Origin of the sequence: Aeromonas sp. s5 (assembly GCF_040907865.1) — a bacterium.
GTDB classification, from domain to species: Bacteria; Pseudomonadota; Gammaproteobacteria; order Enterobacterales; family Aeromonadaceae; genus Aeromonas; species Aeromonas dhakensis.
Genome location: NZ_JBFOCO010000023.1, coordinates 238,657 through 262,108 on the forward strand (window position 1 = coordinate 238,657; position 23,452 = coordinate 262,108).

General features: G+C 63.1%; 17 protein-coding genes. 8 read left to right on the forward strand and 9 right to left on the reverse strand.

The genetic code is table 11. The features are described from left to right. Window positions 1-3 precede the first annotated feature (3 nt). The 3 genes from fdh3B to AB5Y94_RS13900 all read left to right on the forward strand — a co-directional run bounded on the left by fdh3B (window position 4) and on the right by AB5Y94_RS13900 (window position 3,606). On the forward strand, window positions 4-663 hold the full coding sequence (gene fdh3B / locus AB5Y94_RS13890; protein WP_005303185.1) for a formate dehydrogenase FDH3 subunit beta: 660 nt from the start codon (window positions 4-6) through the stop codon (window positions 661-663). Further along, window positions 660-1,631, forward strand: a complete 972-nt coding sequence (locus AB5Y94_RS13895; protein ID WP_368205838.1) for a formate dehydrogenase subunit gamma — start codon at window positions 660-662, stop codon at window positions 1,629-1,631. Before fdh3B ends, AB5Y94_RS13895 begins: the two co-directional genes overlap by 4 nt. Before the next feature lie 259 nt (window positions 1,632-1,890). Beyond that, window positions 1,891-3,606: an NAD-dependent malic enzyme gene (locus AB5Y94_RS13900; RefSeq protein WP_010633297.1), complete on the forward strand. Its 1,716-nt coding sequence runs from the start codon at window positions 1,891-1,893 to the stop codon at window positions 3,604-3,606. 79 nt (window positions 3,607-3,685) lie between these two features. On the opposite strand, the gene AB5Y94_RS13905 is transcribed toward AB5Y94_RS13900, so the two are convergent. Both AB5Y94_RS13905 and AB5Y94_RS13910 read right to left on the reverse strand, forming a co-directional pair. After that, window positions 3,686-4,027: an RT0821/Lpp0805 family surface protein gene (locus tag AB5Y94_RS13905; RefSeq protein WP_368205840.1), complete on the reverse strand. Its 342-nt coding sequence runs from the start codon at window positions 4,025-4,027 to the stop codon at window positions 3,686-3,688. Next, window positions 4,024-5,193 carry a hypothetical protein gene (locus AB5Y94_RS13910; RefSeq protein WP_368205842.1) on the reverse strand — a complete coding sequence of 390 codons (1,170 nt, stop codon included), beginning with the start codon at window positions 5,191-5,193 and terminating at the stop codon, window positions 4,024-4,026. Before AB5Y94_RS13910 ends, AB5Y94_RS13905 begins: the two co-directional genes overlap by 4 nt. Before the next feature lie 305 nt (window positions 5,194-5,498). Between AB5Y94_RS13910 and AB5Y94_RS13915 the strand changes: the two genes are divergently transcribed. The 4 genes from AB5Y94_RS13915 to AB5Y94_RS13930 all read left to right on the forward strand — a co-directional run bounded on the left by AB5Y94_RS13915 (window position 5,499) and on the right by AB5Y94_RS13930 (window position 10,316). After that, entirely contained in the window at window positions 5,499-6,737 is a 1,239-nt protein-coding gene (locus tag AB5Y94_RS13915) for a uracil-xanthine permease family protein (protein ID WP_019839748.1), read from the forward strand. A 495-nt stretch (window positions 6,738-7,232) separates the two neighbouring features. Next, on the forward strand, window positions 7,233-7,964 hold the full coding sequence (locus tag AB5Y94_RS13920) for an ABC transporter substrate-binding protein (RefSeq protein ID WP_019839749.1): 732 nt from the start codon (window positions 7,233-7,235) through the stop codon (window positions 7,962-7,964). A gap of 39 nt (window positions 7,965-8,003) precedes the next feature. Beyond that, window positions 8,004-9,530 (forward strand): methyl-accepting chemotaxis protein, encoded by a 1,527-nt coding sequence (locus tag AB5Y94_RS13925; RefSeq protein ID WP_005303170.1) that lies wholly within the window; start codon window positions 8,004-8,006, stop codon window positions 9,528-9,530. A 45-nt stretch (window positions 9,531-9,575) separates the two neighbouring features. Next, window positions 9,576-10,316 (forward strand): dienelactone hydrolase family protein, encoded by a 741-nt coding sequence (locus tag AB5Y94_RS13930; protein WP_368206062.1) that lies wholly within the window; start codon window positions 9,576-9,578, stop codon window positions 10,314-10,316. A gap of 56 nt (window positions 10,317-10,372) precedes the next feature. Here the strand turns inward: AB5Y94_RS13930 and AB5Y94_RS13935 are convergent, their stop codons facing one another. From AB5Y94_RS13935 to pykF, 4 genes are all read right to left on the reverse strand, one after another. Next, window positions 10,373-11,383: a beta-propeller fold lactonase family protein gene (locus AB5Y94_RS13935; protein ID WP_201882495.1), complete on the reverse strand. Its 1,011-nt coding sequence runs from the start codon at window positions 11,381-11,383 to the stop codon at window positions 10,373-10,375. 65 nt (window positions 11,384-11,448) lie between these two features. Next, window positions 11,449-12,282: a hypothetical protein gene (locus tag AB5Y94_RS13940; RefSeq protein WP_043169913.1), complete on the reverse strand. Its 834-nt coding sequence runs from the start codon at window positions 12,280-12,282 to the stop codon at window positions 11,449-11,451. Between the two features lie 210 nt (window positions 12,283-12,492). Beyond that, a complete protein-coding gene (gene mscK, locus AB5Y94_RS13945) occupies window positions 12,493-15,816 on the reverse strand; it encodes a mechanosensitive channel MscK (RefSeq protein ID WP_201882494.1) in 3,324 nt (1,107 codons plus the stop codon). Between the two features lie 150 nt (window positions 15,817-15,966). Continuing rightward, window positions 15,967-17,379 (reverse strand): pyruvate kinase PykF, encoded by a 1,413-nt coding sequence (gene pykF / locus AB5Y94_RS13950; protein WP_019839755.1) that lies wholly within the window; start codon window positions 17,377-17,379, stop codon window positions 15,967-15,969. A 304-nt stretch (window positions 17,380-17,683) separates the two neighbouring features. On the opposite strand from pykF, the gene AB5Y94_RS13955 reads away from it, so the two are divergent. Then, on the forward strand, window positions 17,684-17,896 hold the full coding sequence (locus AB5Y94_RS13955) for a hypothetical protein (RefSeq protein WP_368205844.1): 213 nt from the start codon (window positions 17,684-17,686) through the stop codon (window positions 17,894-17,896). A 72-nt stretch (window positions 17,897-17,968) separates the two neighbouring features. Here AB5Y94_RS13955 and AB5Y94_RS13960 read toward each other — a convergent pair whose 3' ends face one another. The 3 genes from AB5Y94_RS13960 to ggt form a co-directional block, all read right to left on the reverse strand. Next, window positions 17,969-19,150 carry a M28 family metallopeptidase gene (locus AB5Y94_RS13960; protein WP_244366228.1) on the reverse strand — a complete coding sequence of 394 codons (1,182 nt, stop codon included), beginning with the start codon at window positions 19,148-19,150 and terminating at the stop codon, window positions 17,969-17,971. A gap of 398 nt (window positions 19,151-19,548) precedes the next feature. Continuing rightward, on the reverse strand, window positions 19,549-21,192 hold the full coding sequence (gene ybaL / locus AB5Y94_RS13965; protein ID WP_252601470.1) for a YbaL family putative K(+) efflux transporter: 1,644 nt from the start codon (window positions 21,190-21,192) through the stop codon (window positions 19,549-19,551). Window positions 21,193-21,578: 386 nt separating this feature from the next. Beyond that, window positions 21,579-23,357 (reverse strand): gamma-glutamyltransferase, encoded by a 1,779-nt coding sequence (gene ggt / locus AB5Y94_RS13970; RefSeq protein ID WP_368205847.1) that lies wholly within the window; start codon window positions 23,355-23,357, stop codon window positions 21,579-21,581. Between the last annotated feature and the right edge of the window lie 95 nt (window positions 23,358-23,452).

A 23,452-nucleotide genomic window follows, 5' to 3' on the forward strand; every position in this document is an offset into this window, starting at 1 on the left:
CCCATGGCCAGAATGAAATTCATGTGTGACACCAAGCGCTGCATCGAGTGCAACGGCTGTGTGACGGCGTGCAAGAACGAGAACGACGATGCCCTCGAGTGGGGCATTCAGCGCCGCCGGGTGGTGACCCTCAACGACGGCCTGCCGGGGGAGACCTCCATCTCGGTGGCCTGCATGCACTGCACCGACGCCCCCTGCATGGCGGTCTGCCCGGCCGACTGCTTCTATCACACCGACGACGGCATAGTGCTGCACAACAAGGATCTCTGCATCGGTTGTGGCTACTGTCTGTTTGCCTGCCCGTTCGGGGCCCCCCAGTTCCCGAAAACCGCCGCCTTCGGCGATCGGGGCAAGATGGACAAGTGCACCTTCTGTGCCGGTGGCCCGGAAGAGGATCACAGCGAGGCGGAGCGCCAGAAGTACGGTGCCAACCGCATCGCCGAGGGCAAGCTGCCCATGTGCGCCGAGCTCTGTTCCACCAAGGCGCTGCTGGCGGGGGATGCGCAGGTCATCTCTGACATCTTCCGCGAGCGGGTGGCTTATCGCGGCGCCCCTCACGCGGGCTGGGGCGGGGATGAGCAGGATCTGTTCCACGATGCCAGCCAACCCCGCGATGGCAGAGGCAAGGGGCTCAAGCCTGGCAAGCAGGAGGGTGGCCAATGAGACACTGGCTGACAGGGCTGCTGACAGCCTTGCTGCTGTTCAGTGCACCTGGCTTTGCCGATGCCCAGAAGGAGACGATCGGCTTTGCCGGCGCCGACTACTGGCGCGCGGTGAAGGATGGGCAGGAGGGGGTGACCACCTCCCGCTCGCCGGAGCACGGGGTGCTGATCTCGGTGCCGGGCCAGCTCTGGTTCGAGGTGAAGACCAAGTGGGTGTCGCCGCTGGGTGCCATCGCCATCTTCGGCTCTTTGGCCATGTGCGGCCTGATGTACTGGGTGGTGGGGCCGACCAAGCTCTCCAAACCGCGCACCGGGCGCAAGCTCAAGCGCTGGAGCCGGCTCGATCGGGCGCTGCACTGGACCACGGCGGGCATGTTCCTGACCCTGTCCGGCTCGGGGCTGGCCATCATCTACGGCAAGCACTTCATCAAGCCGGTGGTGAGCATGGGGGTGTGGGAGAACTGGATCTGGTTCGCCAAGGTGTTCCACAACTACGTGGGGCCGCTCTTCTTCCTCTGCCTGATGGGAGTGCTCATCAAGTGGTTCCGTCACAACATCGTCAACATGGTGGATGTGCAGTGGTTCATGAAGGCGGGCGGCATGCTGGGACCCCACAAGGGGAGTCACCCCTCGGCGGGCTTCTCCAACGGTGGCGAGAAGGCCATTTTCTGGCTGCTGATCTGGTTTGGCGGCATCGTGGTGGCGACCGGGCTGTTTCTGGACTTCCCCATCTTCGGCCAGCTGCGCCGCCAGATGGAGTGGGCCAGCTTTATCCACATCGTCGGCGCCTTGATCCTCATCTGTGGTTTCATCTTCCATATCTACATGGGCTTGTTCCAGCTGGAAGGGGCGCTGGAGGGGATGGTGACCGGCGAGGTGGACGAGACCTGGGCCAGGGAGCACCACGACCTCTGGTATGAAGAGGTGAAGCACCAGCTTGACGAGTCCAAGGCAGGCAAGTCAGGCTGAGATTGACCGAGAGATCAAGATGAAAGAGAGGGGGCGCTGCGGCGCCCCTTTGTTATGCCTGCTGCTCAGCGCCGCTGCAGTGGCAGCATGGCCGACGACTATGGTCTGAATGAGGCCGTATTCCGTCCTGCCACGGTTTTTGGCCGCAGGGTATGCCCAAGCTCACAAAATGAAACGACCAAACGTCATATGATTGATTTCATTATGAGTCTTGCTCTCCTGCCGAACGGCAATTTCACGTAAATCAAAGAGAATGACTATGGCTACCGGACAATATCTGCTGTGGAAAGATGCACAGGGACAAGATTTTCGCCCCGTTGCACTGACGGGCACCGATCTGCTCAACGATCGCAACCTCAACAAGGGTACCGCCTTCACCGAACAGGAGCGCGCCGACTTTGAGCTCGACGGCCTGTTGCCTCCCCAGGTTCAAACGTTTGAAGCCCAGCTTGAGCGGGTTTATCAGGGCTTTTTGAGCGCCTGCAGCGACATCGAGAAGTACCAGAACCTGCGGGCCCTGCAGGATCGCAACGAGACTCTGTTCTACGCCCTGCTGGCACGCCACGTGGAGGAGATGACCCCCTACATCTATACCCCGACCGTGGGCAAGGCGTGTCAGGAGTTCAGCCACCGCTTCCAGAAGCCGCGCGGCCTCTACATCACCCCGAAGAACGTCGAGGACATGGGCTCCCTGGCCCGTCATCTCGATGCCAAGTCGGTGCGCATCATTGTCGTGACCGACAGCCAGGGGATCCTGGGGATCGGTGATCAGGGGGTGGGCGGCATGGGCATCCCCATCGGCAAGCTCTCCCTCTATACCCTGGGTGCCGGCATCCACCCCGCCTGCTGCCTGCCCATCGCGCTGGACGTGGGCACCGACAACCAGGCGCTGCTGGATGACCCCATGTATCTGGGCCAGCCCCACAAGCGCATTCGCGGCAAGGAGTACGACGACTTCATCGACAAGTTCGTGGCCGGGGTCAAGCGCCACTTCCCCAATGCGGTGCTGCAGTGGGAGGACTTCAGCAAGTCCAACGCCTTCAACAACCTCTCCCGTTATCAGCAGTCCCTGCCGTCGTTCAACGACGACATTCAGGGGACCGGGGCCGTGGTGCTGGCGGGCATCATAGGGGCGGTCAAGGTCAAGGGCGAGACCCTGGGCCAGCAGAACTACCTGGTCTATGGTGCCGGTGCCGGCGGGGTCGGGGTGGCGGATCAGATCTGTGCGGGCATGATCCGCGAAGGGCTGGATCCCCAGGCGGCCCGCGATCGCATCTACATCCTGGATACCCAGGGGCTGGTGTGCGACAACCGTGAGGGGCTGGACGAGTACAAGCGCCGCTACGCCAAGCCAGGCCTGTTGCTGTCGGGCTGGGACACCGAAGTGCCCGGCAAGGCCAACCTGACCGACGTGCTGCGCCACGTGCCCATCACGGTACTGCTGGGTACCAGCGGTGCCGGTGGCGCCTTCAAGGAGCAGCATATCCAGCTGATGCTCAACCACTGTGCGCGCCCCATGGTATTCCCGCTCTCCAACCCGACCGCCAACTGCGAGGCGCTGCCGGAGGATATCTATCGCTGGAGCCAGGGCAAGGCCATCGTCGCCACCGGCAGCCCGTTCAAGGATGTGCACTACGAGGGGCAGGAGTTCCGGGTCGGCCAGGGCAACAACGTCTTCATCTTCCCGGGAGTGGGCCTGGCGGCCATCGTCAGCCAGATCCGCGAGATCACGCCGGACATCTTTACCACAGCCGCCTTTGCGCTGGCGGAGTGCGTGAGCGAGGTGGACCTGGCGAAGGGGGCCGTCTATCCGCGCATTCGCGAGCTGCGCAGCATCTCGGTGCACGTAGCGACGGCGGTGCTCAAGGACATAGTGCGGCGGGATCCCTCCCACCCGCTGATCGGTCAGGATCTGCAGCAGCACATCCTCAACCACATGTGGGAGCCTGTCTATCTGCCCTACCGCCGGGTATGACGGACGCAAGCTTGCAATAGAAGAGGGGTGGCCATGGCCACCCCTTTGTTTTGTCATCTGTGAGCGGTCAGCTACATTGTCAGCCGCGCAGCGGCAGCCAGTGCCCCGCCTTGCTGCGGCAGGCGGTGTCCTGCCACTGCTGGCTGGCCTGGCCTATATAGAGCTGCTCGCGATAGTCGCGGCACCAGAGGCCGTTGGGATGGCGAAAGGTGCGCAGCGGCGTGACGCTGCCCGAGTGGCGGCTGGCGGGGTTGAACCAGGTGAGGCTCTGACCCTTGGGACGGGTTTGCAGCGCCTCGGCCAGCGCCTGGTTGGCCAGCACCACGTCCTGCTTGTCCATCTGGTGGTAGAGCGGGGCGGCTGGCTGGGTGGCACAGGCGGACAACCACAGCGCCAGGCAGATCAGCACATAACGGCTCATGGTTGCTCCTTGCTGTTGAACCCTTGCTGGATCAAGGCCTGCTCCTGTGCATCGGTCAGGGTCTGGCCGCGATCGTCGACCGTGCCGTCCCCCCGCAGCTTGTTGCCGTCAGCATCGACGGCATCCATGCCGTTGTCGTCGACCGTGCCATCGCCCCGGATCTCGTTGCCGTTGGCATCGACGGCGTCCACTCCGTTGTCATCGAGGCCATTGCCCAGGCCTCGTCCACCACCGTGACGATCGCCGCCGGCGTGGCGCTCCCCGCCGCCATGCTGTTCGCCACCGGCATGGCGATCCCCTCCGGCATGTTGCTCGCCGCCGGCGTGCTCCCCACCGCCGTTGTCGTCACTGCCATGGCTGCCACCATCGCTGTCACTGCCGCCGCCACTGTTGCTGCCGCCGTCGCTGTCACTGCCACTGCCACCACCGCCACTGTTGCTGCCGCCGTCGCTGTCACTGCCACCGCCACCGCTGCTGCTTCCACCTCCACTGCTACTACCGCCGCCACCACTGCTGCTTCCACCACCACTGTCACCCCCACCGCTATTGCCGTCGCCATCCTTGTTGTGAACGATCAGCCCATTGGCGACATAGCTGTGGCTGCCATCCAGGATCAGGTTGAACAGTGCCGTGGTGGGTGGGGCATCAATCCAGCAGAGGGACTCCACCAGCAGCAGGACGGGCTGCGGGGCCAGCGCCAGGTTGCCAGCGCAGCCGTGCTCAGACCAGCCCAGCAGGTGCATGCCGGTAAAGAGCGGCAGCACGGCGAGGGTCGGGTTTTCGGTGCGGGTCATGGCCGGCGCGATGGCCGCCCAGCCCCGGGTGGTCAGGAAGGGGTGCTCGGCGGTGAAGAAGGGAGCCAGCCGGTTGAGCCCGTAGAGCCGGCGCTCTCCCAGCAGTACCCGCTCGACCGCGATGATGAGGTTGTTGCGGCCATATTGATCCCGCACCCGCTCACCGACCTGCAGGGCCTCGATGGGGCGCGCCTCCCCGTCGGCCATCAGGATGCGAGTGCCGGCCACGAAGCAGGACTTGGCATAGGCCTGATTCACCTGCCACTGATGGTGGCTGAAGTCATAGCTCAGCGGGGTGGCAAACAGGGCCAGGGCGATGGCCGAACCCACCAGCAGTCGGCGCTGGCTGGGCTTGAAAGCGGGCAGTGACATGGGGGACTCCTGGTCCGGCTGGGTTCACGTCATTAAGTATAGGGCGGGCTGATGGAGGGGCAGGGGAGCCATTGACAAACAAAACAGCATGGAAAAACGATTGGCGTCGGCCATAAAAGTGCGTAAAATCGCTTCCTCGATGCTTGTAGCAACGAATCCCGCCTAAAAAGCCAGTTTCATGCCCTCCCCAAGCAGTAAGAGGCAACAAATGACGCCGAATGGCTCATTCAGTGCCTTGAAAAAGTCTTGTGATAACTGAAAAGTGTCAAATATCCCTGTCAGTTATCAAAAAATTAAGGACATCCATGTTTTCCTTAGTCAAGCAAAGCGTCGCCGGGCTGCAAATCCTGTTTGTCGCCTTCGGTGCCATGGTGCTGGTGCCCCTGCTCACCGGACTGAACCCCTCCATGGCCCTGCTTGGCGCCGGTGTAGGCACCCTGTTGTTCCAGCTCTGCACCCGCCGCCAGGTCCCGATTTTCCTCGGTTCCAGCTTTGCCTTCATCGCCCCCATCATTTACGCCACTCAGACCTGGGGCCTGCCCTCCACCATGTTCGGTCTGTTTGCCGCCGGTTTCATGTACTTCATCCTGGCCGCGCTCATTCGCGCCCGCGGCATGGGCTTTGTGCACAAACTGCTACCGCCTGTGGTGATCGGCCCGGTGATCATGGTGATCGGCCTGTCGGTGGCCCAGGTGGCCTGCAACATGGCCATGGGCCGTGCCGGCGGTGAGCAGGTGATGCCTGCCTCGACGGCGCTGACCCTGGCCGGCATCTCGCTGGCGGTCACCCTGATTGCGGCGGTATTCTGCAAGGGCTGGATCAAGCTCATCCCCATCCTGTGTGGCGTGATTGCGGGCTATGTCTCTGCCGTGCTGATGGGTCAGGTGAGCTTCGACGGCATGGTCAACGCCCCCTGGCTGGCGCTGCCCCACTTCGTGACCCCGGAGATCAACTGGGCTGCGGCGCTGTTCATGCTGCCGGTGGCCATTGCCCCCTGCATCGAGCACATCGGCGGCGTGCTGGCCATCGGTGGCGTGACTGGCAAGGATTACACCAAGAACCCGGGTCTGCACCGTACCCTGGCCGGTGACGGCATCGGCGTCTGCTTCGCCGGCTTCATCGGTGGCCCTCCCGTCACCACCTATGCCGAAGTGACCGGTGCCGTGATGATCACTCGCAACTTCAACCCGGTCACCATGACCTGGGCTGCGGTGTTCGCCATCATTCTGGCCTTCTTCGGCAAGTTCAACGCCCTGCTCACCTCCATCCCGATGCCGGTGATGGGCGGCATCATGCTGCTGCTGTTCGGATCCATTGCCGCCATCGGTCTCAAGACCCTGGTGGAGTCCAAGGTGGATCTGGGGCTGTCGCGCAACATCGCCATCGTGGCGGTGACCCTGACCGTGGGTGTCGGCGCGCTGGAGATGAAGATCGGTGACTTCGCCCTGGCGGGCGTGGGTCTGGCCTCGGTGGCCGCCATCCTGCTCAACCTCATCCTGCCCCAGCACTCCGAAGAGGGTGCCATGGAGAGCGCCAAGGATTGAGTGAACGGACGGCGTATCCCTGTCTTGCAGAGGCCACCTCAGGGTGGCCTCTCTCTTTTCCGCCATCTGGCACATCGCTGGGTCGGTGGAGGCGTTAATATGTATAAAGTCAATAGCTTGCTCACCAGCAGGCGTTGTCGTCCGAGAGTATCCGCCAGCCTCAAAAGAGGGGTTGATTGAAGCCTGTCTGGCCAGGGCACCATTTGACGGATCCCTGTTCCTGACCTTTGCTAAAGGTCAGGTTTGACACTGTGCTGTGCGGATCAGTATGAAAAAAGAGGCGTTTACGCCCCCCATCATGGGATGCATCTTCCTTTCTTCTTATGATGCTGTTCTGGCCGTTGCACCCTGTTAAACCACCCCATCTGCTTGCCGCCGACATGACGAAGGCGCGGCAAACCGTGCAAGCCGGCACGATCCGATAAGGGTCGTAAGGGTCCGCACATCGACTGGTGCGGACATTGAGGGACGAGCTGTGAGCAAAGTGAGGTTGCAATGAAATATCAACTGTTGTGGAAAAGCGCCCTGTTCTCGGCCTCTTCGGTGCTGGCGCTGGGAGCCGTACAGGCGGCACCCTTGAACGTGATGACCGAGGATTATCCGCCGTTCAACATGCAGGGGGAGGGGGGCAAGATAGTCGGCCTCTCCACGGAGGTGGTGGAGGAGCTGTTCAAGCGGGCCGGGCTCGAATACAAGCTGAGCATGATGCCCTGGAAGCGTGCCTACGAAGATACCCTCAGCACGCCCAATACCGCCCTGTACTCCACCACGCGCACGCCGGAGCGGGAAAACCTCTTCAAGTGGGTCGGGCCGCTGGTCAACAACAACTGGGTTTTCTTTGCCAATCCGTCTTCCACCATCACGGTCAACTCCTTGGAAGATGCGAAGCAGTATTCGGTTGGGGGCTACAACGGTGATGCCGCTGCCGAATATCTCAAGGCGCAAGGGTTTGGCAAGCTGCAGCTGGCGGCCAACGATACCGCCAACGTGAAGAAACTGGAGGCTGGTCGCATCGATCTCTGGGCGACCGGGGAGTACCTGGCCCCCTATCTGGCCGCCCAGGAGAAGACGTCAAGTCCCAAGCCGGTGTTTGTGTTCAAGGAAACCCAGATGAGCCTGGCTTTCAACAAGGAAGCCCCGGATGAGCTCATCAACAAGCTCAACGAGATCCTGGCCGCCATGAAGGCGGATGGCACCATCGACAAGATCAATGCCAAGTACCATTAAGTTGTAACAAGATGTCGTTGCCGATATCGGGAGGGAACCATGGGTTGGAATAGTCTGACGTTCAGGATTGCCGTGCTGACCTCCCTGTCGGTGAGTCTGCTGCTGGTGTTGTTTGGTGGATATAACTACAACGCCGCCAGGGAGGAGAGCTACCGCAGACAGGCCGAGATGGTCGAGCAGGCCATCAGCCGGTTGCAGCTCTCCTTGCCTGGTCCGCTGTGGAATTACGAATCGGCTTTTGTCGAGGCATCCCTCAAATCCGAGCTGGCCACGGATGCGCTTAGCAGCCTGCTGGTGGTCAACAAGGACAAGCTGGTTGCGGGGTTTGTCCGTGATGATGCCGGTGAAATTCAGGTGGTGGCAAAGCTGCCTGCCGATCTGGGCAGCCATGCCAGCCATGAGCTGGTCTACGACGACAACGGCCAGCTCAAGACGGTGGCCAATCTGCTGGTGGTCAGCAGTGATCGGGCCATTTTGATCCAGTTGCGCCATCTGCTCATCACCACCGTCTGGCAGATAGTGGTGCTGGACGTCGGCATCATCCTGTTGCTGATGGTCTTGATCCATCGCAATGTGCTGCGCCCCTTGCGGCAGATGAACTCCGCAGTCTTCGATCTGGCCCAGGGAGATGGGGATCTGACCCAGCGCCTCAAGATCCGCCGGCATGACGAGATGGGGGCGCTGGCTGGCAACATCAATCAATTCATTGCCAAGCTGCAGGGGACGGTGTCGGAGATAAACACCCTGTCGGCAGGCGTCTTGCAGACGGCGGAGCTGTGCGATTCGCTGGCGACCGATACCCGGCATGGCAGCGCCGAACAGCAGTCAGAGCTGGATCAGGTCGCGACCGCCATCACCCAGATGAGCCATGCGGTACAGGAAGTGGCGGGCAATGCGGTCAAGACATCCGGTGCGACCGATGAAGCCAGCCTCTATGTGGAGCAGGGTTACAAGCTGGCCGGCCAGGCCAATGAAGCCATTCATCAGCTGGTCGGCGAGGTGGAGCGGGTCGCCAACCTGATCCGCTCCTTGTCGAGCGAGAGCAGCAGCATCGGCAACATCATCGAAGTGATCAACGGCATTGCCGAACAGACCAATCTGCTGGCCCTCAATGCCGCCATTGAGGCGGCCAGAGCCGGGGATCAGGGGCGCGGATTTGCCGTGGTGGCCGATGAGGTGAGAACGCTGTCCGGCCGTACACGCCAGTCGACCGAGGAGATCAGCGCCAGTATCGCGCGCTTGCAGCAGGCGACCCACAATCTGGTTTCTGGTATGCAGCAAAGTCAGGACAAGGCCTCCCAGGCGGGGGCGCAAGCCGCCGACGTGCAGCTCTCGGTAGAGAAGATAAAGACCCAGGTCGGCCTTATCCGTGAAATGAACATGTATATCGCCCAGGCCTCGGAAGAGCAGCACTCGGTGGCGGAAGAGGTCAGCAACAGCGTCAATCGCATCGCCGGGCTCAACAACGACAGTGCGGCGCGGGTGGGGCAGGTAGCCGATGCCAGCAGTGATTTGCGCCAGCTGTCGGCTCAGTTGGACAGTCTGCTCAAACAGTTCAGGGTGTGATCGCCGGGCGCCAGCGAGCTGGCCGTCCAGGCAGAGGAGTGGATGATGGGAATAACCAGGATGCTTGTCCTGTTCTGGGCTCTGTGGGCAGGAGGATTGCAGGCCGGGTCCGTCAGGTATCAGGTCGAAGGGCGGACGTTCGAAGGTTATCATCTGGCGGGGGCCAGTCAGCAGTCAACTCTGGTGCTGCTGGTCCATGACTGGGATGGGTTGACCGGGTATGAAATGAAGCGTGCCGACATGCTGGCGGCCTTGGGTTACCGGGTGTTTGCCGCCGACCTGTTCGGCGTTGGCGTGAGACCCACTGCGGTGGAGGATAAAAAGCGGCTGACAGGGGCGCTATACCAGGACAGGGCGAGCATGCGGACCCTGCTCGCCGGGGCGCTGGCCGAGGCCACGAGGTTGGGAGGCAAACCGGAAAAGGTCGTGGCGCTCGGTTACTGTTTCGGAGGTGCCGCCGTGCTGGAGCTGGCCCGCAGCGGGGCGGATCTGCACGGTACAGTGAGCGTGCATGGCGGGCTGGAGACGCCGCCAGGTCAGAACTACCAACAGGTCAGGGGACGTGTGCTGATACAGCATGGCAGTGCTGACGAGGCGGTCAGCCTGGGGCAGTTTGCCGCCTTGATCGGCGAGCTGGAGAAGGCCGGCATCAGCCATGAAGCGACCAGTTACAGTGGTGCCCCTCACGCATTCAGTGTGTTTGGATCAGACAGGTACCACGCCGAAGCCGATGCCCTTGCCTGGCAACGCCTGGTCGGTTTTCTGGCAGAGATCTCCGCAAAGTAACCCTGTGCGCTGGTTTGCAAGCCATGGCAGTGCCATGGCTTTTTGCTGTCTGTTGATCATGGCTGATGGCGTGCCAGTACGATCACCCACATGGCCCCGTCCCCTACGTGATAGCGTGCCAGCAGGGTCAGGGCACCGCTGACCGGGTCGATGCGATGCACCGCCAGCTGGTGGGAAGCCTGCCCGGCCGCCAGCAGCCAGTGGCCGCTCTGGTCGATGGCAAAACCGCGGGGCATGGTCTCGGTCGGGAAGTGGCCGACCACGCCGAGCTCGCCATCCGGCGCGATGGCGAACTGGGTCAGCAGGCTGCTTGCCCGCTCGCTGCTGTAGAGAAAACGCCCGTCGGGTGTCACGTGCAGATCCGCCCCCCAGCGCTCCCCCTGATAACCGGCTGGCAGCATGGAGAGGCTCTGACAGAGCCGGATCCCGCCATCGGCGGTGGGCCGGTAGCGGTTGATGGTGCAGTCGAGCTCGTTGAGGCAATAGAGGTCGCCATTGCTCGGGTGCCGCGCAAGATGGCGCGGCCCGGCACCGCTGGCGGTCGCCAGATCCCCCAGCGGATGGGGGCGCAGCCGCCCCTCCTTGCAGAGCAGAAAGCGGCGGATGCAATCCTCCTTGAGGCAGGCGACCAGCACTTCCTGCTCGCCCTGTTTATTTGCACGCAGCAGGGTGACCGAATGGGCGGCCTGCAAGCCGTCGAGCTGCTGGTGGGGGGGCTCTGCCCGGCCGTCGACGGCGATGGCGGAGACGGTAACCTGATTGAAGGCATAGGAGGCCGCCAGCAGGAAGCGGCCGTCGGCCGAGATGGCGGTGTGGGAGGCGCTGCCCGCCAGCGGTGCCGATCCCTGCGTTTCCAGCCGGCCATCGGCCTCGATGCGATAGCTGATCAGGGCGAAATCGGGGCGCACGGCGGCATGGAGCCAGCGCCCGTTCGGGCTGATCACCAGCGGTTGGACCTGGCCCGGGGTGTCGACCACCTGCAATGGCGTGAGCTCCCCAGTAGCGGCCAGGGCAAACACGTGGATCTGCTGGCTGGCGGGGCTCGCCACATAAACGACCTGCTGCATCTGTTTCTCACTCCTTGTCATGGGCAACCGCAGGCCATCTTATCCTCTTTCGCGCCCGGCTGGACCTACTCTTTTGCCCGGCCCGGGCAGACCACCTGGCGGGCCTTGAGGTGGTAGAGCTCCACCTGCGGGTGGCTGAAAAAGCCCACTTCCCACGGGTTCTTCTGCACGAAGGCGGCGCGGATAGGTTCGAACAGCGGGTGATCCTGCGGGATCTGGTAAGCATCGGCGGCGATGATGGTGTAGTTCCACTCGATGGCGCGGGTGTAGGTGAACACCGCCCGCGAGTCGATGGCGAAGTGGCAGCGGCCGTCGCGCTTGAGCAACTGCGACTTGAAGGTCTCGGGGAAGGTGATGAAGAAGATGTCGTCCTCATCGGAGGAGAGAAACGCCAGTACCGTGGTGTGGGGCTGTGACTGGGCCCGGGTCACCAGCACCCCGATCTTGTTCTCAACCTCACGCAAGTCAGGCACCGGCAGGCCGGTGAGCGGGGTGACGGGCAGCTCGTTAGCGGGGCGTTCATCGGCCGGATGTTGATAGCCCGGCTGGGCGAAGCCGTAGACCACCCGGTTGCCGTACCAGAGCTCGAACTGCAGCGGGGTGACCTGCACCCTGTCCGGAGCGGTGCGGGCGATCACCCCCTTGTAGGAGACGCGATAGACGCTCAAGGAGGCGTCGTACTCGTCGACCCCGGTGCGGTTGTCCAGATGCAGGGTGATCTTCTCCCCCACCGTCAGCTGGTGCCCCTTGGGGAAAGTCAGCAGCAGCTCGTCGTCTGGCTGGATCTCGACCCCGCAGATGTAGACGCCGGTCTCCTTGCTGGCGGGGTCGACATAGGTGGCGGCCACCCCGAGCAGGGGAGAGCCGAGAAAAGAGAGCAGAGAGGGTTGGGAACTCATGGCGCACCTTGGCAAATGTGGGGGATCGGCTCCTCAGTGTATCGCGGCCGACCGGGATTGGCAGGCCCCTCATCCGGGGAGGCAAGCGTTTCAGGCTAGCGACAAACCGTGCTCCATTCTGGCCGGCCCGTCACAAAACCAGCGCAAGCGGTGGGCCACCGACACAAAAAAGGCCCCTTGCGGGGCCTTCGAACGAGATGAGGAGCTGTCTTAACCGGGCTGGGGGCCCGGCAGGGCGGGAGGCTGAGCGGAGTCGGACTCCACCTTCTGCTCTTCGTCCTTCATGTTCTTGATGTAGACATCCATCTGGTTGAACGCGATCTCGATGCCGTTTTCGCGGAACAGCTGGTCTATCTTGCGGTTCAGCTCGTCCACCGCCGGGTTGCGATCGCCGAGCTCGCTTACGAAGAAGCGCAACTCGTGATCCAGGGTGCTGGCACCGAAGGTGAGGAAGTAGACGATGGGCGCCGGATCCTTGAGCACGCGGCTGTTCTCGTCGGCCGCCTGCTTGAGCAGGGTGCGGGTCAGCTCCAGGTCAGAACCGTAGGCCACACCCACCCGCACGATGACCCGGGTGACCGTATCGCTCAACGACCAGTTGATGAGCCGCTCGGTCATCAGCTGCTGGTTGGGGATGATCACCTCCTTGCGGTCGAAGTCGGTCAGGGTGGTGGCGCGAATGCGGATCCGCGAGACGGTGCCGGAGAAGGAGCCGATGGTGACGGTGTCACCGATCCGCACCGGACGCTCGAACAGTATGATGATGCCGGAGACGAAGTTGGAGAGGATCTCCTTCATGCCAAAACCGATACCGACCGACAGACCACCGGCGACCCACTGCAGCTTGTCCCACTGTACCCCCATCATGGAGAGGGCGGTCAGCGAGCCGACCCCGATCAGCACGTAGTTGAGCATGGTGGTGATGGCGTAGGCCGTGCCCTGGGCCAGGTTCAGCTTGGAGAGCACCAGCACCTCCAGCAGACCCGGCAGGTTGCGGGCCAGCGACCAGGCGCCGCCCAGCAGCAGGAAGCCTATCAGCACGTCGCTCAGGCTGATCGGGAACATCACGGCATTGGCCCCTGTCCCTTCAGTGCGGTGCCACAGCACCATGCTGTCGAGGTAGGAGAAGACCGCCACCAGATCGGACCAGAGCCAGTAGAAGGCGACGCCGAAGATCAGCAGCAACACGGTACGGGTCAGACGCAGCGACTGCTGGCTGACATCCTCCAGATCCATGGGTTGCTCTTCGATGGTGTCTCCCCCTTCCGCATCCTCCTGGGCCTTGTGTTCGCGTTTGGCCACCGCACGGCGATAGGCCAGGCGACGGGCCGCGAGCTCAAGACCGCGCAGGGCGGTACGGTAGACCAGGCTCCAGAGGATGAGCAGGTAGAAGGACTCGATCAGCCGGCCGGTCAGCTTGAGGGCGGTGTAGTAGTAGCCCAGTCCCACCAGCACGATCAGCGCCACCGGTGCCAGCGCCAGGGCGATGGCGGTGATGGACTGCTGCATGCTCGCCTCGCCCTTGATGCGGGCGCGGGAGATGGGGAATACCAGGTAGGCGGCCAGCCCCAGCAGGGCCAGGGTCAGCGCCTGACCCACCACGTCGTTGCCAAGGGAGGAGGGTTCCACCACCGCCTTGGTCGACAGCATGATGAGCGGCAGCAAGGGCACCCAGAGGTAGCGCATGCTGGTGCGCTTGGCCTGCAGATCGGCTTTCGGAATGCGGAAGTGGCTCTCGGCGATGCCGCCTGGGCGCATCACCGCCAGATAGACGCTGAACACCAGATAACCGAGCGCCAGGTTGAGGGTGATCTGGAAAATCAGCTTGGAACTGAGCAGACCGCAGTCAGTCAGCAGCAGGCCGGCAGCCAGGATGAACAGGCTGCCCGGCAGGCGTTGCAGCACGGTATAGCAGAGGGCTGCCGGGGTGTGCCACTGGCTGTCCTGGCGAAAGCGCCCCAGATCCTTGGTGATCTTCTTCTGCCGCTCGATCAGCGTCGGACGCTTCCAGATCAGCAGGCCACCTATCAGCAGCAGCGGCAGGGCCAGCAGGGTGATGGGCAGCAAGGTTTCACCCCAGCCGCTCCAGTCCGGTTTCAGCACCCAGTCGGAGGCCTGCTTGTAGGCCTGGGCCGGCCAGCTGATGAACCACTTGCCGTCGATGGGCTTGTTGCTGCTCACCCAGAAGATGTGCTGCTGCAGGGTGAACTCGATGGAGGAGTAGATCCGTGCCAGCTGCTGCTGGGTCAGCTGCAGGCTGATGGCGTTGGTCAGCTGGGCATCCAGCTGGCGGTTGAGCTGGTCGAGCAGGCTGATGCGGGTGTCGAGCAGCTTGGAGAGGCTGGCTCTGTCCTCCTCGCTCACCGGCTCGCTGCTATTGGCGATCAGGTTGTCCAGATACTGGGTCTTCTGGAACAGCTGGTCGCGCTGCTGGCTCAGTTCAAACTGGGCCAGGTGCAGGTCGGCGATCTGTTCTTCCAGGTTTTTCACCAGGGTGGAGGGGGAGGACTCCAGCTGCTGGTAGAGCTGATAGAGGATGCGCGACAGCAGCAGGTTGCCCTTGAGCATCTGCACCTGTTCGTTGAGGTTGCGTTCGGTCTGAGTGCCGCGCTCCAGCCAGCTCTTGGCCTGCAGGTTCTTCTGCACCAGCGAGTTGAGGCTGGCGGTGGCGCTGACCAGCTGCTGGCTGAGCTGGTGGTTGAGCTCCTGCTCCTTTTGCACCAGCGGGCTGTCGGCGGCGGCCACCAGCTCACCGGTCTGTTCGGCGGTCTTCTCGGTGTCGCCCAGGCGCTTGGCACTGCTCTGCTCCTGCAGCAGTTGCAGCTTCTGCTCTTCGCTCGCGAGGCGGGCGGTCTGGTAGTCGCGCTGTTTGACCGCCAGATCCTGCATGCTGGTGCGGTTGTCCAGCTCCTTCTGCAGGTTGGCCAGCTGCAGATCCAGCAGGGCCAGCTCGGCATTGAGCTTCATCTTCTCGGCGCTGCTCACCCCGTCACCGGCGTTGAGACGGGTACGGATCTCCTGGCTGCGCTGATAGGCGCGGCTCATGCTGGCCTGGGCCCGCTCCGGCAGGGTCTGCAGGTTGGTGAGCTGGCTGCCGATGGTGCCGAGGGCCTCCTGGGCATCCTGCATGTTGGCCATGACGTCGGGCTGGCGACTCTCCAGCTCGCTCAGGCTCATGCTGGCGTATTCGCTCTTGATCTGCTCGGCGCTCTTGCCCTGGGTCAGGGCATCCAGTCTGGCGCTGATGTCGCGCAGCTCGGCCGGCAGGGAGCGAACGCGCTCGTTCTGGCTTCTGGCCTTGCTCTTCTCTTTCTCGATGCTGTCGAGCAGGGAGAGGGTGTCGGTCAGGAATTTCTGGTCGGCCTGCTGGCTGACGGTGAGGGTGTCCGACTTGCCGAGGGCGTCGAGTGCCCGTTGTACGCTGGTACGTTGGGGCACGTCCTGCGCCATGGCTTGCGGGGCGCAGAGGCTGACGAGTAAGCAGAGCAGCGGCAACAGGGTGGCCGAGGCTCTTTTGAACGGTATTGAGAGCATAAAACTTCCGGGTTATTACGCGATATTCGGGAGATGTCCCACATGGATTAAATCCGCGTGGATTCTAACACCGGGCAGAAAGGGGCAGCAGGGGGGCGAGATAAAAAAAACGGCGCCCGCGGGCGCCGTTTTCAGCTTGTTCAGTTCCGATTAAAGAACGTGAACAGAAGCGGTGTTGGTGGTGCCGCTCGGTACCAGGGCACCGGAGACCATGACAACCACATCACCCTTCAGACCCATGCCGCTGGCCAGGGCCGCTTCTTTGCCGATGCGATAGAAATCGTCGGTGGAGGCGATGCTGTCAACCACGTGAGCAACCACACCCTTGGTCAGTACCAGCTGGGCTGCGGTCTTCTTGTTGGTGGTGATGGCCAGGATCCAGGCTTTCGGGAAGTACTTGCGGATGGCCTTGGCAGACTTGCCGCCTTCGGTGGCAACCACGATCAGCGGGGCGTCCAGCTTCTCGGAGGTCTCTACCGCGCCTTTACATACGGCCTCGGTGATGCGCAGCTTGTTGCTGTCGTTGGCAGCAGACAGGTTGGACGGCATCACGGCATCGGTACGCTCGCAGATGGTGGCCATGATGGTCACGGCTTCCAGCGGGTATTTGCCCTTGGCGGACTCACCGGACAGCATGACTGCGTCGGTACCGTCCAGGATGGCGTTGGCCACGTCGCCGGCTTCGGCGCGGGTCGGACGCGGGTTCTTGATCATGGAGTCCAGCATCTGGGTGGCGGTGATGACCACTTTGCGGGCTTTGTTGCACTTCTCGATGATCATCTTCTGGGCGAAGATAACTTCTTCAACCGGGATTTCGACACCCATGTCGCCACGAGCAACCATGATGCCGTCGGAGACAGCAAGGATTTCGTCGAAGTTGTCCAGGCCTTCCTGGTTTTCGATCTTGGAGATGATCTGGATGTTCTCGCCACCGTGGGCTTTCAGGTGCTCACGGATTTCCAGCACGTCTTCTTTCTTGCGAATGAAGGAGGCGGCAACGAAATCAACACCTTGCTCGCAACCGAAGATCAGGTCGCGCTTGTCTTTCTCGGCCAGGGCCGGCAGCTTGATGGAGACGCCCGGCAGGTTGATGCCTTTGTTCTCGCCCAGATCGCCGTTGTTCAGTACTTTACAGACAACTTCGCGCTCGGTGATTTCGATGACGTCCAGACCGATCAGGCCGTCGTCAACCAGGATGCGGTTGCCGACGCGCAGGTCGTTGGCGAAACCGGCATAGGTCACAGCGACTTTGTCTTTGTTGCCAACCACGGTCTGGTCGGTGGTGAAGGTGAAGGTCTGGCCAGCGACCAGGGCCACGTCGTTGCCGCCTTCCAGCTTGATGGTACGGATTTCCGGACCCTTGGTGTCCAGCAGGATGGCTGCGTGCTTGCCGGTTTCGGCCATGACAGCGCGCAGGTTGCTGATGCGACCACCGTGCTCGGCGTAGTCGCCGTGGGAGAAGTTCAGGCGCATGACGTTCATGCCGGCGTCCAGCATCTTGGCCAGCATTTCTTTGGATTCGGTCTTGGGACCGATGGTGCAGACGATTTTGGTCTTTTTCATGTCAGTCTTCATGGTTAAGGAGTTTCCGCCGTGCAATATACACCAGTTTTTGGATACTTTTTATGATCCAGAAACAACGTTTTGACCAGATAACGTTTTCTTTTCAGGGATAACGTTTTCCTCCCGGCTACTTTTTAGGGCATAAATTAACTGGTCAGCGCAGATTTGGCATAAATGTCGCCATATGTATCTCGGCGCCGGCCCGCCTCGTCAAATGTTGTAAAATGACGATCCCGTCCCTTCATCAAACCGTCATCGGTCCCCGACAAGAATAGACACTCTGCTGCCACCGGAGTGCTGCAAGATGGCCCCTTATCTGTTGCTGTTGTCCGTCGCCCTGCTGGGCGTGCAGGCGCTGCCCTCCAGCTGCTGGCCAGCCGATCCCGCTCCCCGCGATGGCGCGCTGCGCGCGTTCGAGCGCCTTGAAATGCACCAGGCCCAGGCCGCCACGGCCCGTGCGCAGCAAGGCTGGCCGCATCCCAATCTTCCGTTTGGCGGGGGGCATCGAGAGCCCTGAGCGGCAGGTTTGAAAACAAGAGGGAGGCCAGGCCTCCCTCTTGTGTTGGGTGCGTCACCGCGCCTTGGCGGCTCAGTTTATCTTGCCCATCTCGATGGCGAAGCTGGTGGCCAGCTGGGCGAACTTGAGAGCGTGGGCAGCCGAGGGATCCGAGTTCTGCAAGGTGTCCCGGGCGGTGTGGATGTTGGGGTTGTAGTCGTTGAAGCGCGACTCGAACGGCATGGCGGCCGGGTAGCCCTGATTGTGCCAGGAGGCGTGATCCGAGCAGCCGTAACCGCAGCTGTCGTAGCCGTAGCGGATCTGGGGCAGATAGGCGTCGAGCAGTTGGGTCAGATAGCCGGTCAGCCCCTGGTCGGTGTAATCGGTCATGAAGACGATATCTTCCGCTGAGCCCTGGTAGTTGGTCATGTCCAGCTGCAGCGCCGCCAGCACCTTGGTGTTGGCCGCCTTGTAGCGGGTGGCGATGTCCTTGGATCCGCGCAGCCCCACCTCTTCCGCCGCATAGCCGATGAACTGCAGGGTGCGCTCAGGCTGGCGACCCTGCTCGGCGATGACCCGCAGCACCTCGGTCAGGGTGGCGATGCCGGAGGCATCGTCATCGGCGCCCGGCGCCAGGGTGCGGCTGTTGGGGGCCGAGCCCGCGGTGGAGTCGAGGTGACCGCCGAGCACCACCACTTCGTCCGGATAGCGGCTGCCCTTGAGGGTCAGCACCACGGACTGCTGCGGATAGCCGCTGTGCTTGACCCGGCTGACGCTGGCCCAGGGCAGGGTCGCGCTCAGGGTCTGCCACTGGCCGGCCACCCAGTCCGCCGACTGCACCCCCGTGGTGGTGGTGTAGTAGCGGTTGCGCCAGCTGGCGAGCTGGCTGATGGTACCGACTATGTTGCCCTGATCCAGATAGGGCAGCAGCCGGTTGACGCTGGCTCCCTGGGTCAGCGGCGGGGCGCTGAACAGGTTCTGGCTGATGGGCTGGGCCATGCTCTGCAGAGCGTCGGCCAGGGTACTGTGCACCACGTAGCCGCCGCAGCGCTGGTGACCTTCGTGCATCAGGTGGGAGAGGGTGCCGAGCTCGCTCGCCTCGACCTGGGCCAGCTGGATGGGGGCGCCGCTGGCGCTGAACAGGGGGGCCAGCTTGGCCTTCACCTGTTTGAGTTCGACGCCGCTGTCGGCACCGACCGTGATCCAGACGGGCTCGGCGGCCTGTACGGCGAGGGGCAGCAGGGGGAGCAAGAGGGCAGTCAACAAGGGTTTCATGGCGGATCCTTCCAGATTGGTTGTGGGCACATGTGCCAAATGGGTGTCATAAGACGACTGGCCCAGTCTAGCCAAGGAGGCAGACCTCGGAATTTGACCATCTGGCGCGGCGCACCCCCAATCCGGTAGGGGTCGCTGCAGGATCTGCTGTCTACTGCGGGCCGGCGAGGGCGGCTGGCGGAGCTTTGTGCTGGCGAGGGGGCGGTGAGCAGGGTGCTCGCGGCCGTTGCGGCGATCGGCCCTGACCTGGGGGGCTGACAAAGGGAGTCAAACTATGCCATATCGGCGCGAAACGCCGGCGGGAATGGGTGAGGAGGGGCCTGGGTGCCTAAAAGCGCGGGTATACAAAGAGGCATAAAAAAGAGGGGCAGGCCCCTCTTCTGCATCTGAATGCGGGTTCAGGCGGTCGCCTGGGCCAGCATGCCAAGGGCTATCTCCCGCTCCCCCATGATCACCTTGTCTGCCCCCTGCCTGGTGAGGAAGCTCACCTCGTCGTCGCTGTGGGCACGGGCGATCACCCGGATGGCAGGGTTGATGAGCCTGGCCTGGGCGATGGCCTCGCCGGCCTCGAAGCTGTTGGGGATGGCCACCAGCAGCCAGCTGGCGTCGGCGATGGCGGCGCGGCACAGCACCTCGTCATCGGCCACGTTGCCGTTGACGTGGGGAATGTCGGCCTGGCGCAGGCTCTCCAGCCGGTGCGGATCCTGCTCGATCACCACCAGCTCGCGCCCGGCCTGCTGCAGGCCGCTCACCAGCAGACGGCCGACCCGGCCATAGCCCGCCAGTATGGTGTGGCCTTTCATCTCCACCGGCGGGCATGTGCACTCGGCCAGCACCTGGGTGTTGTCGGCGTCCGGCTGTTTCTCCAGGTAGCGCTCGACGGCGTTGAACACCAGCGGGTTGAGCATGATGGAGAGACTGGCGCCCACCAGGATCAGGTCACGGGCTCCTTCCGGCACCAGTTTTAGCACTATGGCTAGGCCGATGAGGATGAAGGAGAACTCGCCGATCTGGGCCAGGCTGGCGGAGATGGTGAGGGCGGTGCGCTTGCTATAGCGAAACAGCCGCACGATGGCGTAGGCCGCCGCCGACTTGCCGAACATGATGATGAACAGGGTGGCCAGCACCGCCAGCGGCTCGGTCAGTAGCACTGCCGGGTTGAACAGCATGCCCACCGAGACGAAGAACAGCACGGCGAAGGCGTCCTGCAGCGGCAGGGTGTTGTTGGCGGCGCGGTGGCTCAGCTCGGAGCGGTTCATGACGATGCCGGTGAAGAAGGCGCCAAGGGCGAAGGAGACGCCGAACAGCTTGACCGCGCCGAAGGCGATGCCAAGGGAGCAGGTCAGAACCGCCAGGGTGAACAGCTCGCGCGAGCCGGTGCTGGCGGTGTGGGTCAGCAGCCAGGGGATGAAGCGGCTGCCCACTACCATCATCAGCGCCACGAACAGGCTCACCTTGCCGAGGGTCCAGCCCAGATCCAGCGCTATGCTCTGCCAGCTCATGGCCTGCTCGCCGAACCGGATGTCGGCGATGATGGGCAGCATCACCAGCGCCAGCACCATCACCAGATCCTCGACGATGAGCCAGCCGATGGCGATGCGCCCCTGCAGGGTCTCCAGATTCTGACGGCTCTCCAGCGCCCGCAGCAGCACCACGGTACTGGCGGTGGAGAGGGCGAGGCCGAACATCAGACCGGCGACCGGATCCCACCCCAGCAGCGAGGCGAGCCCCATGCCGAGCAGGGTGGCGACCGCGATCTGGGCGATGGCGCCCGGGATGGCGATCCGCTTTACCGACATCAGATCGCGAAAGGAGAAGTGCAGCCCCACTCCGAACATCAACAGGATGACCCCCAGCTCCGCCAGCTCGGGCACCAGCTTCATGTCGGCCACGTACCCCGGGGTGAAGGGGCCCGAGATGACGCCGGCCGCCAGATAGCCCACCATGGGGGAGATCTTGAGGCGCTGGGCCAGCATGCCGAGGATGTAGGCCAGCACGAAGCCGCCGACCAGGGTGGTAATCAGGGGAAGGGAGTGGTCCATGTCGTCACCTCGCTAATGGCAGTCAGGGGGCTACCAGATCACCGCGCGGGTGAAGAGGGCAGCTGTCAATGAGCAGGGGGCGAAAGAGACAGATGCTGGTCCCGTGCACGGGGCGTGTCTGAGGGACAACAGTTGCCGTTTCTGTTGAAAAATAATACGCTTTTGGTGGAAAAGCAATCTTTATCCACATTTAAAGCTAATTTTGAGATTAAAACTGGATAAGTGATAATTTTAGGGTGAGGTGCTCTATTTTTATTGACCTGGCTTGGCAGCATTAATCAATCTGTGATGATTTTTGTGGCCAGGGCGTGCACAGCCTGATCTCACAAAAAAAGCGGCCAACCGGCCGCTTCGTTGCATTGAGGGTTGGGTGCAGACCCCTGGGTTCACTGACCCTTGGCGATCCCCTCCCGGCGCGGATCGGCGGCGCCCAGCCAGCCGCCGGCGTTGCGCTGTACCCCCTGCAGGCCCGAGGTCTGCTCGCTCAGCACCACCTCGTGCCCCTTCGCCTTGAGCGCCTCGACCACGGCGGCCGGGGTGCGGCCCGCCTCCAGCTCGGTGGGGCCGTTGCGACTGCCGAAGTTGGGCAGATTGATCGCCTGTTGCAGGTTGAGCCCCCAATCCTGGGTGCCCAGCAGCGTCTTGCCCACGTAGTTGATGATGGCGGAGCCCCCCGGGGAGCCCAGGCTCATCTCCAGCTCGCCGCTGCTCTTGTCAAACACCAGCAGGGGGGACATGGAGGAGCGCGGTCGCTTGCCCGGCTCCACCCGGTTGGCCACCGGCAGCCCGGCGGCATCCAGCGAGGTGAAGGAGAAGTCGGTGAGCTGGTTGTTGAGCAGGTAGCCGTTGACCATCAGCCGCGAGCCGAAGCCGTCTTCAATGGAGCTGGTCATGGAGACCGCCATCCCCGCCTTGTCGACGATGGAGATGTGGCTGGTGGAGGGGAGCTCAGGGGTCGCATCCTGGCCGCGAGCCGGCGCCAGCGGCGGGGTGCCCGCGTTGGCCAGCCCCATGGAGCGCTCGCCGATCAGGGCGCCGCGCCGGGCCAGATAGTGCTTGTCGAGCAGGCCGCTGACGGGGACCGCTACATAGTCGCTGTCCGCCACGTACTGGTTGCGATCGGCAAAGGCGAGCCGCGCCGCCTCGCTGTAAAGGTGGATCGCCTCGGCGGAGGCGGCCGGCTGGCCCTGCACCCCTGGCACCGGCTTGAGGGCCGCCATGTCGCGGCTCTCCAGCATGCCGAAGATCTGGCCGAGCGCTATGGTGCCGGACGAGGGGGACGGAAAGCCGCACACCCGGCTCTGGCGATAGTCAAAGCAGAGGCCGTCGCGCAGCTTGGCGCGGTAGCTGGCGAGATCTACCGCGCTCAGCACCCCGGGGTTGGTCGGGTGGGCGTGCACCTTGGCCACCATGGCCTCGGCCAGCGGGCCGCGATAGAAGGCGTCCGGCCCCTCGCTTGCCAGGGTACGCAGCACCTTGGCCAGGGCCGGGTTGGTCAGCCGGCTGCCCGCCGCTCTGGGGCTGCCGTCGGCCTGATAGAAGTAGGCCCGCGCATCCGGGTCTTTTGCAAGATAGGGATCCTTGGTCAGCAGCGCGGCCAGCCGCGGGCTTATCACGAATCCCTGCTCCGCGAGGGTGATGGCGGGCTCGAACAAGCTGGCCCAGGGCAGCTTGCCGTAACGCTGGTGGGCCAGCGCCAGTGCCCGCACCGTGCCGGGGGCGCCCACCGAGCGCCCGCCCACCACGCCGTCGTAGAAGGCCATCGGCTTGCCATCCTTCATGAACAGCTGATCGGTGGCGGCGGTGGGGGCCGTCTCGCGACCATCCACGGCGGCTACCTGTTTGCCGTCCCACACCAGCATGAGGGAGCCACCGCCGATGCCGGAGGATTGCGGCTCCACCAGGGTCAGCACCAGCTGCACCGCGATGGCGGCATCCACCGCGCTGCCGCCGGCCTGGATCATCTGGTAGCCCGCCTCCACCGCCAGCGGGTTGGCGGCGGCCACCATGAAGTCGTGGCCCTGCCAGCCCTGCTTGTCTTGCCAGCCGCTGGCGGCCTCCGGCGCGATCAGGGTGTGGGCGAGGGGATTTTGCGGGCTCTGCTGAGCGGCGCAGCCGGCCAGCAGAGCGAGGGCGATGGCCAGCCCCAGCGGTTTGCGCAACATGACACTCTCCTTGTCTGTTTTATAAGCATGAGGGGGGGACTATGTCACGATTGGCGCTAATGACTCAAGTTGTCGAATCAGATCAACAAGTTACT